The organism is Bacteroides sp. 1001302B_160321_D4, assembly GCF_015667765.1.
Taxonomy (GTDB): Bacteria; Bacteroidota; Bacteroidia; order Bacteroidales; family Bacteroidaceae; genus Bacteroides; species Bacteroides xylanisolvens.
Window position 1 is genome coordinate 18,948 of the sequence record NZ_JADPLO010000053.1, and the last position, 13,411, is coordinate 32,358.

Below are 13,411 nucleotides of genomic sequence, written 5' to 3' on the forward strand. Positions count from 1 at the left end.
TTCATTATTTTTGTCTTACATAAATTAAAAGAGAATGTCACAATCTTCGATATATTTGGATATTAATAATAATAAGTCCGTTATTACTGCCCTAAAAGCAGGAGAAGAAAAAGTTTTTGACGTCGTCTACAGACATTATTTCCGTAGGCTATGTGCTTTTTGTTCTCAATACGTAAGTGAGCAGGAAGAAATAGAGGAGATTGTGCAGGAAACAATGATGTGGCTGTGGGAAAACCGTTGTACTCTGATGGAAGAACTGACACTCAAAACTCTTCTTTTTACGATTGTCAAGAACAAAGCCCTCAACCGTCTTTCCCATTTTGAAATTAAACGAAAAGTACATCAGGAAATCGTTGATAAATATGATAGTGAGCTCAATAACCCGGACTTCTATTTGAGTGATGAGCTTTTCCGTCTATATGAAGAAGCACTAAAAAGACTTCCGAAAGAATATCTCGAAGCCTACGAGATGAACCGTAATCAACATCTGACGCATAAAGAAATTGCCGAGAAACTGAATGTATCTCCACAAACGATTAATTACAGGATTGGACAAGCTTTAAAGCTATTACGAGTAGCTTTAAAAGACTATCTACCTTTATTCATACTTATTTTCGGACCTAACTTTTTCGAACAATCATGAAATCAAACTTCGTATTTAGTAGTTCAAGCCTGTTTATCGGACTTTTTCTTTTCTTCTTCACAGAAAATGTATATTCACAAGAATCTGCTGACAACTGGACTCTTAAACAAGCCCGCCAATGGACACAGAAGCAAAAATGGGCGAACGGGCTGAAGGCAATGCCTCATAAGACAACCGATTATCAGGAGTTTGCCTCACAATATCACAAGAACAAGAAAGTGTGGGACAAGACTTTCCAATGGCTAGCTACCCACGACCTCGTAAATATGCCTGCCGGACGATACGAAGTAGATGGTGAACATTGCTACATCAATGTGCAGGATGCAACAACACAAGATGTCAGTAAACGTAAAATTGAAGCACACCGCCACGGCATCGATCTGCAATATGTAGTAAAAGGTACCGAACGTTTCGGAATTACTTCAGCCGAATATGCGGAGCCTATCACCGAATATAAACCGGATGTTACTTTCTACAAAGCCAAAAAAATAAAATATGTAGATTCCACTCCGGACACATTCTTCATGTTCTTCCCTAAAAACTTCCATCAGGCATTAGTAAAAGCCGGGAAAGAACCGGAAGAGATACGAGTAATCGTTGCTAAAATCGAATATATCCCTTAAACAAAAACATGAGTGAACTTTTAGTCTATAAAGCCTCTGCAGGTTCGGGTAAAACATTTACCCTGGCCGTGGAATACATCAAACTATTAATTTTCAATCCCCGTGCCTACCGGCAAATTCTCGCTGTTACCTTTACCAATAAGGCAACAGCAGAAATGAAGGAACGTATTCTTAGTCAGCTTTACGGCATACAGATAGGTGATAAAGATTCGGAAGCCTATCTCAACCGTATCAAAGAAGAGACTGGAAAAACCGAACAGGAGATACGGGAAGCGGCAGGTGTCGCCCTTAACTATATGCTGCATGATTACAGCCGGTTCAGGGTAGAGACTATTGACTCATTTTTCCAATCTGTCATGCGTAATCTCGCACGGGAACTGGAACTTAGCCCGAATCTGAATATCGAGTTAAACAATACCGAAGTTCTTAGTGACGCCGTAGATAGTATGATCGAGAAGTTAGGTCCCACTTCCCCTGTCCTCGCATGGTTATTAGACTATATCAACGAACGAATTGCCGATGATAAACGATGGAATGTATCAGACGAAGTTAAAAGTTTCGGACGCAATATTTTCGATGAAGGCTATATTGAAAAAGGAGAAGGACTTCGGCAACGACTGCGTAATCCGAACACCATCAAAGAATACCGCAAACAACTGAAAGCTCTGGAAACGGAAATACTGGAGCAAATGAAAGGATTCTACGACCAATTCGAAGGAGAACTGGATGGTCACGCATTAACTGCTGATGATCTGAAAAACGGTTCACGGGGAATCGGAAGTTATTTCCGTAAACTGAATAATGGCGTTTTAAGCAATGATATCCGTAATGCCACAGTAGAGAAATGTCTGGAAGATGCCAAAAATTGGGCAACCAAGACTTCTCCCCGTTATGCGGATATCATCAACCTGGCTAATTCCAGCCTTATACAAATTCTGGAAGATGCTGAAAAGTTGCGTTCCAAGAATAATTTGTTACTGAATAGTTGCCGGTTATCCTTGCAACATCTCAATAAAGTGCAACTTCTCGCCAATATCGACGAAGAAGTACGTCAGTTGAACCACGACAACAACCGTTTTCTGTTGTCAGACACGAACGCCCTGCTTCACCAACTGGTGAAAGACGGTGACTCCTCTTTTGTATTCGAAAAGATAGGGACAAATATCCATAATGTCATGATAGACGAGTTTCAGGATACCAGCCGAATGCAATGGGGCAACTTCAAACTGCTTTTGCTCGAAGGGCTGTCTCAAGGAGCAGACAGTTTGATTGTAGGAGACGTCAAACAGTCCATTTATCGTTGGCGGAATGGTGATTGGGGAATTCTCAACAGCCTGAATGACCACATCGAGCATTTCCCGATCCGCGTCAAGACGTTAGCCACCAATCGGAGAAGTGAAACGAATGTCATCCGGTTTAACAATCGAATCTTCACAGCTGCTGCCAACTATCTAAACGGAGTGTATAAACAGCAATTAGGCAAAGATTGTGAGGATTTGCAGAAAGCCTATGCCGACGTTGTGCAGGAATCTCCCCGAAGTACAGAAAAAGGATACGTTAAAGTCTCTTTTCTCGAACCCGACGAAGAACATGACTATACCGAGCAGACACTTATTAGCCTGGGAGCAGAAGTGGAAAACCTCCTCGCCTCCGGAGTACAGCTTAATGACATCGCCATCTTAGTACGAAAAAATAAAAGTATTCCCCGTATTGCCGATTACTTTGATAAGGAGCTACACTACAAAGTGGTATCAGACGAAGCCTTTCGCCTTGACGCCTCTCTTGCCATTTGTATGATGCTGGACGCCTTGCGATTTCTTTCCGACGAAAACAATAAAATAGCACGTGCCCAGCTGGCCATAGCCTATCAAAACGAAGTTTTACAAAAAGGATTGGATTGGAATACCCTCCTACTCCTCCCTGCCGAGAATTATCTTCCCGCCGCTTTTCTTGAAAAGATAAAAGAATTAAGGCTAATGCCTCTCTATGAGCTATTGGAAGAGCTTTTCAGTATATTCGAGATGAATCTTATCAAAGACCAGGATGCCTACTTATTCGCATTCTTCGATGCTGTCACTGACTATCTACAAAGTAACTCTTCCGAACTCGACGGATTCATCCGGTATTGGAATGAAACGTTATGCAGTAAAACAATTCCAAGCGGAGAAGTAGAAGGAATCCGGATTTTCTCCATACACAAATCCAAAGGATTGGAATTCCATACCGTGCTCCTCCCTTTCTGCGACTGGAAACTGGAGAATGAGACCAATAACCAACTTGTATGGTGTACCCCGCAAGCAGCACCATTCGACGCGTTGGATATTCTCCCTATCAACTACTCCACCCAAATGGCAGAATCTATTTATGGAAACGACTACCTGCAAGAGCGTCTCCAACTTTGGGTAGATAACCTCAATCTGTTATACGTTGCTTTTACCCGTGCAGGAAAAAACCTTATTATCTGGAGCAGAAAAAATCAAAAAGGTACCATGTCCGAACTGTTGGCAAACACTCTCCCAATCGTAGCTAAGGAAGAAGGTATTGATTGGGAAGAAGACTGTTACGAACAAGGACAACTATGTCCGTCAGAAAAAGAAAGAACAAAGACATCGACCAACAAGCTAACCCAGAAACCGGAAAAGCTCCCTATCCGGATGGAATCCATGCGCCATGATATTGAGTTTCGTCAGTCCAACCGTTCAGCGGACTTCATCCAGGGAATTGAGGAAGAAGACTCGGACGACCGCTTTATCAACCGCGGGCGTATGTTACACACCCTGTTTTCTGTTATCGAAACAGCAGAAGATATAGATCCGGCCATCGAACGACTTATTTTTGAAGGAGTGATCAGAAATGATGAGAAAGAAAAAGTAGCCCGCGAAGTTGCAACGAAGGCTTTTTCTTCTCCTGAAATTCAAGATTGGTATTCCGGGAAGTGGACATTATTTAATGAGTGCGCCATTATCTATAAAGAAAAAGGAGTGCTGCAAACCCGTCGCCCGGACCGCGTAATGATGAAAGACAACCAAGTTGTTGTAGTTGATTTCAAATTTGGTAAGGAAAACCCTAAATATAATAAACAGGTAAAAGGCTACATGCAGCTACTTACCAAGATGGGATATAAGAATATCACCGGTTACTTGTGGTATGTGGATGAAGAAAAAATAGAAAAAGTATGAAAGCAGTTCCCCTCATCGGCATCGCCCGCCATCGACTAACAATTGACGGTGAAGGAGTTACAACACTAGTTGCATTTCACGGCTGCCCATTGCGTTGCAAATACTGTCTCAACCCGACATCTTTGCAGCCTAACGGTGTTTGGGAGAGCTATAATTGTAACCAGCTCTACGAGGAAGTACGCAAAGATGAACTTTACTTTTTGGCGAGTTGCGGCGGAGTCACATTTGGAGGTGGAGAACCTTTATTACAAAGCGAATTTATCAGGCAATTCCGCCAACTCTGTGGCCCGGAATGGAGAATCACTGTCGAAACCTCTCTCAATGTTCCGCAACAGAATGTAGAAGAACTGATTTCTATTATAGATAATTACATAATCGACATCAAAGATATGAATAATGACATCTATCAGCGATATACCGGAAAGAATAATGAAAACGTCTTAGGTAATTTACGGTATTTAATCGGGCAAGACAAAACCAAGCAAATCGTTATTCGGACACCACTCATCCCCTCCTATAATACGGAGAAGGATATTGACCAAAGCATAGAACTTCTGAAAGAAATGGGAATTACCCAGTTCGACCGGTTCACTTATAAAACCCCTAATGATTAATGACATGGTACGAGGAAAACAAACTTGCAAAATTTTAAAAGAGATTCGTCGGCAGATAGCTGAAGCGAATGATATTGAATTCATCACCTCTGAATGTCAGTATCAGGGAGACTGTTTGGGCACTTGTCCCAAATGCGAAGCGGAAGTTCGTTATTTGGAGCAGCAGCTTGAACGAAAACAGATAGCGGGAAAAGCAATCACAGTATTAGGCATATCTGCAGGGCTGATAGCCATGACTCCAATGACTTCATGCACTAATTCGGCTAATAAAGGAATGAATAAAGAAGTGTCTAGTGATACAACTTCCTATGAAAATCTCATTATGGGAGAGCCTGTCCCCACTCCGGCAGAAGACACCATCATTGCCTCCATAAAAGATGCACCACCTCCCCCGCCACCAGCGCCAACACCCGATGATGTGCTAGAAGGAGATATTTGTGAAGAACCACCTGTAGTAGTTGGATTTGTTGCCCCCGATATATCAAATACTTCACTGTCGGCTAGTGATACACTGGAAGTAGCTCCGGTTATGCCGGAATTCCCGGGAGGTCAACAAGCATTAATACAATTCCTTGGAAAAAAAATAAAGTATCCGACAGTCGCTCAAGGAGAGATGGGACCACAGGGACGTGTTATTATCCGGTTTGTTGTTGATAAGGAAGGAAATGTAGTCAACCCCAAAGTTGTACGCAGCGTAGATCCTTACTTGGATAAAGAAGCATTGCGCATCATCAACCAAATGCCCAAATGGAAGCCGGGAGAACTGGAAGATGGTACTAAAGTAGCCGTTTATTTCACCGTTCCAGTTATGTTCCGGGCACAATAAATATATGAATTAGAAAAAACTTAATCAATATGCAATCATTTCTCCAACTAGTCGCTCACGATTTATATGCCAAAATAGGAAATAACCTGTCACGTACAGCACTCATTTTCCCCAATAAACGTGCTAACTTGTTTTTCAATGAATATTTGGCAGGAGAATCCGATCAACCGATCTGGTCACCAGCCGCCATGAGTATCAGCGACCTGTTTCAGAAACTATCAGTACAAAAAAGCGGTGACCCTATTCGATTGGTTTGTGAGCTTTATAAAGTATTCAAAGAGGAAACACAGAGTCAGGAAACATTGGATGATTTCTACTTCTGGGGAGAGTTGTTGATTAGTGATTTTGATGATGTGGATAAGAATATGGTTGATGCCGACAAACTATTCAGTAATCTGCAAGATCTGAAGAACCTGATGGACGACTATGAATTCCTCGACAAAGAACAGGAAGAAGCCATTCAACAGTTTTTTCAGAATTTCTCCATTGAAAGACGAACCGAACTCAAAGAGAAATTTATTTCCCTTTGGGACAAACTAGGCACTATCTACCATCATTACCGGGAAAACCTGACAGAGCTAGGCATCGCATACGAAGGCATGCTCTACCGGAATGTGATTGAGCAACTCGATACCGATCAACTCAAATACGACAAATACATATTTGTCGGTTTCAATGTACTGAACAAAGTAGAAAACGAATTTTTCAGAAAGCTGAAAGATGCAGGCAAAGCACTTTTTTATTGGGACTACGATATTTTCTACACCCAACAAATCAGAAAACATGAAGCCGGAGAATTTCTGAAACGTAATCTGGGGGAATTTCCGAACGAACTTCCGGAAAGCTTTTTCGATACCTTCAAAGAACCGAAAAAAATACGTTATATTTCCGCTTCCACCGAGAATGCACAAGCCCGTTTCCTCCCCGAATGGATCAAAATGATTACGGACAATCATTCACAAATCGCTGAAGAAAAGGAAAAAGAAAATGCCGTAGTACTTTGTAATGAAGCCCTGCTGCTCCCTGTACTTCATTCCATTCCGCAGGAAGTGAAGAATGTCAATATCACCATGGGATTCCCATTGGCTCAAACTCCTATTTACAGTTTTATCAATGCCGCTATGGAGCTACAAACCAACGGTTACCGCTCCGATACCGGCCGATTCACTTACGAGGCGGTATCAGCCATATTGAAACATCCCTATACCCGGCAAATCTCATCCCATGCCGGTCCACTGGAACGCGAACTAACCAAAACAAACCGCTTCTATCCACTTCCATCGGAACTGAAGCAAGATGATTTCCTGGCTACCCTCTTCACTCCCCGTAATGGCATTAAAGAGCTATGCGATTATCTGATTGAATTAATCAAAGATATTTCAACCATTTATCGCAAAGAAGGGGAATACAATGATATTTTCAATCAACTTTATAGAGAATCCCTCTTCCAAAGCCACACCAAAATCAACCGTCTCTACAGTTTGATTGAAAGCGGAGAACTAAGTATACGCACCGACACCCTGAAACGACTGATTACCAAAGCATTGACAGCTTCCAATATTCCTTTCCACGGAGAACCCGCTATCGGAATGCAAGTTATGGGAGTACTGGAAACACGTAATCTGGACTTCCGAAATCTCATCATATTATCTCTCAACGAAGGACAACTCCCCAAATCCGGAGGAGAATCTTCTTTTATTCCCTATAACCTCCGGAAAGCTTTTGGCATGACCACTATCGAACATAAGAATGCAGTGTATGCCTACTACTTCTATCGCCTGATACAGCGGGCAGAAAATATCACTCTGCTCTACAATACTTCCTCGGACGGTCTCAACCGTGGAGAAGAGTCCCGCTTCATGCTACAATTACTCGTGGAAGGTCCGCATGATATCACTCGTGAGTATCTGGAAGCCGGACAATCTCCGCAAAGTATCCAAGAGATACAGATAGAAAAAACACCTGAAGTACTAAGACGAATTTATCGTACTTACGATAGCACTAATCCTTCATCGGTAATTCTCTCCCCTTCCGCCCTCAATGCTTATCTTGATTGCCGGTTGAGATTCTATTACCGTTACGTAGCGGGATTAAAAACACCGGATGAAGTCAGTGCAGAAATTGATTCAGCTTTGTTTGGAACCATTTTCCATCTCTCTGCCCAATTGGCATACACCGATCTGACTGCCAATGGAAAAATGATACAGAAAGAAGATATTGAACGCTTATTACGTAATGAAGTAAAGTTGCAAAGCTATGTCGATCAAGCCTTCAAGGAAGAATTATTCAAGGTCGCTCCCGAAGAAAAGCCCGAATATAACGGCATACAGCTTATCAACTCCAAAGTAATTGTTTCCTATCTGAAACAATTGCTCCGCAACGACCTTCAATATACTCCTTTTGAAATGGTCGCCATGGAAAAGAAGGTTTCAGAAGAGATAACCATACAAACGGGACAAGGACCGTTCACTCTCCGCCTGGGTGGGACAATCGACCGTATGGATGCTAAGGAAAGTACCCTGCGGATTGTTGACTACAAAACAGGAGGAAGCCCTAAGATTCCAGCCAACATCGAGCAACTGTTTACGCCATCAGAAACACGCCCGAACTATATCTTCCAGACTTTCCTGTATGCCGCTATCATGAGCCGGAAGCAATCATTAATGGTAGCTCCTGCCCTGCTCTACATTCATCGGGCAGCATCGGAAAGCTATTCGCCTGTTATTGAAATGGGAGAACCCCGCAAACCGAAAATACCGGTAAACAACTTCGCCTTTTTTGAAGATGAATTCCGTGAACGCTTACAGGCATTATTAGAAGAGATCTTTAATGAAAAAGAGCCTTTCATGCAGACAGAGGACACTAAAAAGTGTTCGTATTGCGATTTTAAAGCTATCTGCAAGCGATAGATTAAATTAAAAATTCAGGCACGAATTAGACGGATCACGGTTTTCCCAATTATCTTAAACCGTATAATTCCGTGTAATCCGTGCCTGAATAAAATATAAAGAAGTTTCAACGCATCCTTTAACAGAGACAAAAACGCATTGAATCAATTATTTTTCGAGCAATGGAATTGAGAAACTAAATGTAGATCCGTCTCCCTTCTTTGAAGTAAACCACAGTTTACCACCATTCTTGACAACAAAGTCCTGACACAATAATAATCCGAGTCCCGAACCTTCCTCATTGTTTGTACCGAAGGTACTGAAATGAGTATCAGTGTGCAACAACTTCTTCTGATTTTCGTCATCAATACCGCAACCACTATCTTTCACACTTACGATTGCCATACCATCTTCCTCTGTCAGTGACACCACTACTTCCGAACCTTCATTGCTAAACTTAATCGCATTGCTGATCAAATTACGAATCACTGTCTTAATCATGTCAATATCAGCACGAACAGCCACATTCTCTACAGGCACATCTTGTACTATCTTAATATTTTTCAGGCTGGCCACCATCGTAAAGATTTCACTTACGCCCTCTACGACTTCCACCATATTAATATCCTGATAAACCACTTTCAGCTTACCAATCTGGCTCTTCGTCCATTTCAGCAGATTATCAAGCAATGAGAATACATCTTCTGTTGTCTGATTAGCCATCGTTAGCAATTCATACATCTCATCACCGATTGTATCACTCGGCAAATTCAGAATCAGCATGTTCAATACCATCTTGATAGATCCCATTGGTGAACGCAAGTCATGTGCAATCACAGAATAGAGTTTGTCGCGTCCCATGATCGTCTTACGCAACTCTTCCGTTTGTGCAACAATGATTCTTTTCGCTGCAACCAACGAAATCTGGTGCGTCACACGAATAATCAATTCTTCTTTATTGAATGGCTTTGAAATAAAGTCATTACCACCCACCTGAAATCCTTTTACGATATCCGCCGTACTGTTTAGAGCAGTCAGGAAGATAATGGGAATTTCAGCCATTTCGGGGTCCGCTTTCATTTGTTGAGCTACCTCAAAGCCACTGATATCCGGCATCATTACATCCAGTAATACAAGATCCGGATTTTCCTTCTTCACTTGTTCCAACGCCTGCGTTCCATTACCGGCAGTCACAATTTTGAATTTCTCGTTAGTCAAAAGTACCTTTAATAAAAGGACGTTTGAAATCACATCGTCCACAATAAGGACTTTATATTCAGAAGGATTAATTTCCATATTCATAATTTTCTTTTTTTATGCTTCAGACATTTTTAAAATATTCAATCATACGCTTCAACCCCTCTTCAAGTTCAACAGTAGGCTGCCAGCCCAATTTCTCTTTAGCCAATGTAATATCCGGTTGGCGTTGCTTCGGATCATCATCCGGTAAAGACTTAAATACAATCTTCGAAGATGAACCGGTCATACTAATGATCCTTTCCGCCAATTCCAATACCGGAAATTCATTCGGATTCCCCAGGTTTATAGGACCTGTAAACTCGTCCTCCGTATTCATCATTCTTATCATTCCTTCAATCAAATCATCAATATACTGGAAGCTGCGCGTCTGCTTCCCATCACCATATATCGTTATATCTTCATTATTCAACGCTTGAAGAATAAAATTAGAAACAACCCGTCCGTCATTCGGCAACATTCGCGGACCATACGTATTAAAAATACGGATAATCTTCACACGCACATTGTTCTGACGGTGATAATCCATAAATAACGTTTCTGCACAACGCTTTCCCTCATCATAGCAAGACCGGTATCCCACCGGATTCACATTTCCCCAATAGCTTTCCGGTTGCGGATGAACGATTGGATCTCCATATACCTCGCTCGTAGAAGCTTGCAGAATCTTGGCATCCAGTCTCATTGCCAATCCCAGCATATTAATAGCTCCCATCACAGATGTTTTGGCAGTTTGAATCGGGTCATGTTGATAATGAATGGGAGATGCCGGACAGGCCAAATTATAGATTTCATCTACTTCAGCCGAATAAGGATAAGTGACATCATGCCTCACCACCTCAAAATGATGATTATCCATCAAGTGAATGATATTATCTTTCGAACCCGTAAAAAAATTATCCAGGCATATCACGTCATGACCTTCGTTTATAAGCCGTGTACAGAGATGAGAGCCTATAAAACCGGCTCCGCCACTTACCAATATTCTTTTCATTCTAAATATTTCTATTGTTTACTAAAGAGACGCTGTCTCTTCGTTTTGTTTATGGTCACAAATGTAACCGATTTGCTTAAAATAAACAATTTTCGGAGAGGATATTTTAAAAAAAAGAAGATTTAAATAGTTTCAATTTCCGAAACAACTTGCCACTGACAAATGTTTATAATAAAAAAGTATTATTTATTAGAACTATTATGATGACAAATAATCCAAATGCAAACCTCATAGAAGCGATGAAGGAAAAGCTCCCGCTCAAAGGGCAACTGGCAGATATGTTAATGGACACGCTATACATAGGAAAAGAGGCAGTATATAGAAGATTGCGCGGTGAAGTACCTTTCACCTTGCAAGAGTCGGCTCTTATTTCAAGAAAACTGGGTATATCGTTAGACAAAATTATAGGACTAAGTTTCAAATCGAACGCCATGTTCAATATAAACATTGTAGATTATGACGACCCGTTCGAGAGTTACTACAATATCCTTGAAAAATATGTCTCGCTGATTAATACGATGCCGGATGACCCGAATTCTGTAATGGGAACTTCCGCCAACATTATTCCACAGACTCTCTATCTGAAACATGAGCTTCTGGCAAAATTCCGTTTATTCAAATGGATGTACCAGAATAAATATATTGATTGCAAGAGTTTCGAAGAGTTGGATATTCCACCGAAACTGGTCAATATCCAAAAAGACTATGTAGCAATGACACGTCATATCCACTCCATAGACTATATATGGGATAATATGATTTTCCAGCATCTCATCAACGATATTCAATACTTCGCCAGCATCCATCTCATTTCCGACGAAACAAAAGAAGAAATCAAAAAAGAATTATTCTTATTGGCGGATGAACTGGAAGAACTGGCTATCAACGGTAAAACAGCCGACGGCAATCGTGTACGCATCTATGTGTCGAATATCAACTTCGAGGCAACATATAGTTATGTAGACACCAATAACCTGCAACTGAGCCTCATACGTATTTATTCTATCAACTCCATTACCACGATGGACAACGAAATTTTCTGTACCTTGAAAGAATGGATTCAATCTCTGAAAAAGTTCTCCACTTTGATATCCGAAAGCGGCGAAATGCAGCGTATTCAATTCTTCAAGCAACAGCGAGAAATTATTGACGCTCTTTAATTTTATTTTCGCAGATTAGAACTTCAAAAAAAATTAAGTTCCAATAAATGAAAGTAGATAAGAATCTTATCTACTTTTTTTCATTCCCTGTTCCCATCCTACCCACTTGATTCCCAATCAGAAAAAGACCTGTACGCTCATCTCTGTTTTACCACACAAATCTTTCAAACACAAGACGTAATTTTGCATAGAATGTATCACAGAGATTATTAACATTAAAATTAAAGGAACAAACAATGAAAAACGGTATTCTAAACGAATTAATATCTACAATGAGGGAGCGAATTCCTCAAGATATGAATCTGGCCAATACTTTGGCTGATATTTTATGCATGGGAAAGGAAGCTGTCTATCGCAGATTGAGGGGTGAGGTGTCTTTTACAATAGACGAAGTAGCGCTGCTTTCTCAAAAACTCGGTATTTCTATCGACCAGATTGTCGGTAGCCATGTATCTAATAAAGTTACTTTCGACCTGAACTTGCTTCATGCTTCCAGTGCGCTGGAAAGTTATTACGAAATAATCAACCGTTATCTGCAAATTTTCGACTATGTGAAAACAGATAATACGACGGAGGTGCATACTGCATCCAATTCCCTGCCCTTTACACTTTATTCTTCCTATGAGAATTTGTCTAAATTTCGTCTTTGCCGATGGATGTATCAGAATGGAGATATAAAGACGCCACATTCTTTGGAAGAGATGTCTGTGGATGAACGGATCGTCAATGTGCATAAGAAGCTGAGTGAAAGTATAAGACAGTGTCCAAAAACGTTTTTCATCTGGGACACAAATATCTTTTATTCTTTTGTGAAAGAGATCAAGTACTTTGCCAGTCTGAATCTGATAAGCAAGGACGATGTCATGCATTTGAAGGAAGAGCTTCTTCAGTTACTTGGCGTGGTAGAACATCTGTCCATAAAAGGAGAGTTCAGCGAAAACAAGAAAGTATCTTTCTATCTGTCCAATATCAGTTTCGAAGCCACTTACAGTTATATCGAGAAACATGATTACCAAGTCAGCCTGCTGCGGGTATATTCTATCAATTCGATGGATTCGCAAAGCTCGTATATCTGCCAGATGCAACGCAATTGGATTCAATCGTTGAAGCGCCACTCTATTCTAGTTTCAGAAAGTGGAGAAGCACAGCGTATCGCTTTTTTACAAAAGCAATTGGAAGTTATCAATACGTTGTAAACAATTGTAGATTTTAGGATATAAAGGAAAG

General features: G+C 41.0%; 10 protein-coding genes. 8 read left to right on the forward strand and 2 right to left on the reverse strand.

Going from position 1 to position 13,411, the window contains the following annotated elements:
- Window positions 1–34 precede the first annotated feature (34 nt).
- The 6 genes from KFO40_RS18620 to KFO40_RS18645 are packed head-to-tail and all read left to right on the forward strand — an operon-like array spanning window position 35 to window position 8,794.
- Window positions 35–643: an RNA polymerase sigma-70 factor gene (locus KFO40_RS18620; RefSeq protein WP_008022194.1), complete on the forward strand. Its 609-nt coding sequence runs from the start codon at window positions 35–37 to the stop codon at window positions 641–643.
- Window positions 640–1,266 (forward strand): YhcH/YjgK/YiaL family protein, encoded by a 627-nt coding sequence (locus tag KFO40_RS18625; protein ID WP_008022193.1) that lies wholly within the window; start codon window positions 640–642, stop codon window positions 1,264–1,266. Before KFO40_RS18620 ends, KFO40_RS18625 begins: the two co-directional genes overlap by 4 nt.
- Window positions 1,267–1,274: 8 nt before the next feature.
- Window positions 1,275–4,445, forward strand: a complete 3,171-nt coding sequence (locus KFO40_RS18630) for a UvrD-helicase domain-containing protein (RefSeq protein ID WP_087321850.1) — start codon at window positions 1,275–1,277, stop codon at window positions 4,443–4,445.
- Window positions 4,442–5,059, forward strand: coding sequence for a radical SAM protein (locus tag KFO40_RS18635; RefSeq protein ID WP_008022191.1), 618 nt, complete (start codon window positions 4,442–4,444; stop codon window positions 5,057–5,059). Before KFO40_RS18630 ends, KFO40_RS18635 begins: the two co-directional genes overlap by 4 nt.
- A 4-nt stretch (window positions 5,060–5,063) precedes the next feature.
- A complete protein-coding gene (locus KFO40_RS18640) occupies window positions 5,064–5,885 on the forward strand; it encodes an energy transducer TonB (protein ID WP_409012588.1) in 822 nt (273 codons plus the stop codon).
- Between the two features lie 29 nt (window positions 5,886–5,914).
- A complete protein-coding gene (locus tag KFO40_RS18645; protein ID WP_008022189.1) occupies window positions 5,915–8,794 on the forward strand; it encodes a PD-(D/E)XK nuclease family protein in 2,880 nt (959 codons plus the stop codon).
- Window positions 8,795–8,941: 147 nt separating this feature from the next.
- On the opposite strand, the gene KFO40_RS18650 is transcribed toward KFO40_RS18645, so the two are convergent.
- Together KFO40_RS18650 and KFO40_RS18655 are read right to left on the reverse strand one after the other, a co-directional pair.
- A complete protein-coding gene (locus tag KFO40_RS18650; protein ID WP_008017655.1) occupies window positions 8,942–10,075 on the reverse strand; it encodes a hybrid sensor histidine kinase/response regulator in 1,134 nt (377 codons plus the stop codon).
- A gap of 19 nt (window positions 10,076–10,094) precedes the next feature.
- Window positions 10,095–11,024, reverse strand: coding sequence for a UDP-glucuronic acid decarboxylase family protein (locus KFO40_RS18655; RefSeq protein WP_004300450.1), 930 nt, complete (start codon window positions 11,022–11,024; stop codon window positions 10,095–10,097).
- Between the two features lie 200 nt (window positions 11,025–11,224).
- Here KFO40_RS18655 and KFO40_RS18660 point away from each other — a divergent pair, with 200 nt between their 5' ends.
- Entirely contained in the window at window positions 11,225–12,184 is a 960-nt protein-coding gene (locus KFO40_RS18660; RefSeq protein ID WP_004313613.1) for a hypothetical protein, read from the forward strand.
- A 236-nt stretch (window positions 12,185–12,420) separates the two neighbouring features.
- The gene (locus tag KFO40_RS18665) at window positions 12,421–13,380 is read left to right on the forward strand and encodes a hypothetical protein (protein WP_211146693.1); all 960 of its coding nucleotides are present in this window, start codon (window positions 12,421–12,423) and stop codon (window positions 13,378–13,380) included.
- Window positions 13,381–13,411: the final 31 nt, after the last annotated feature.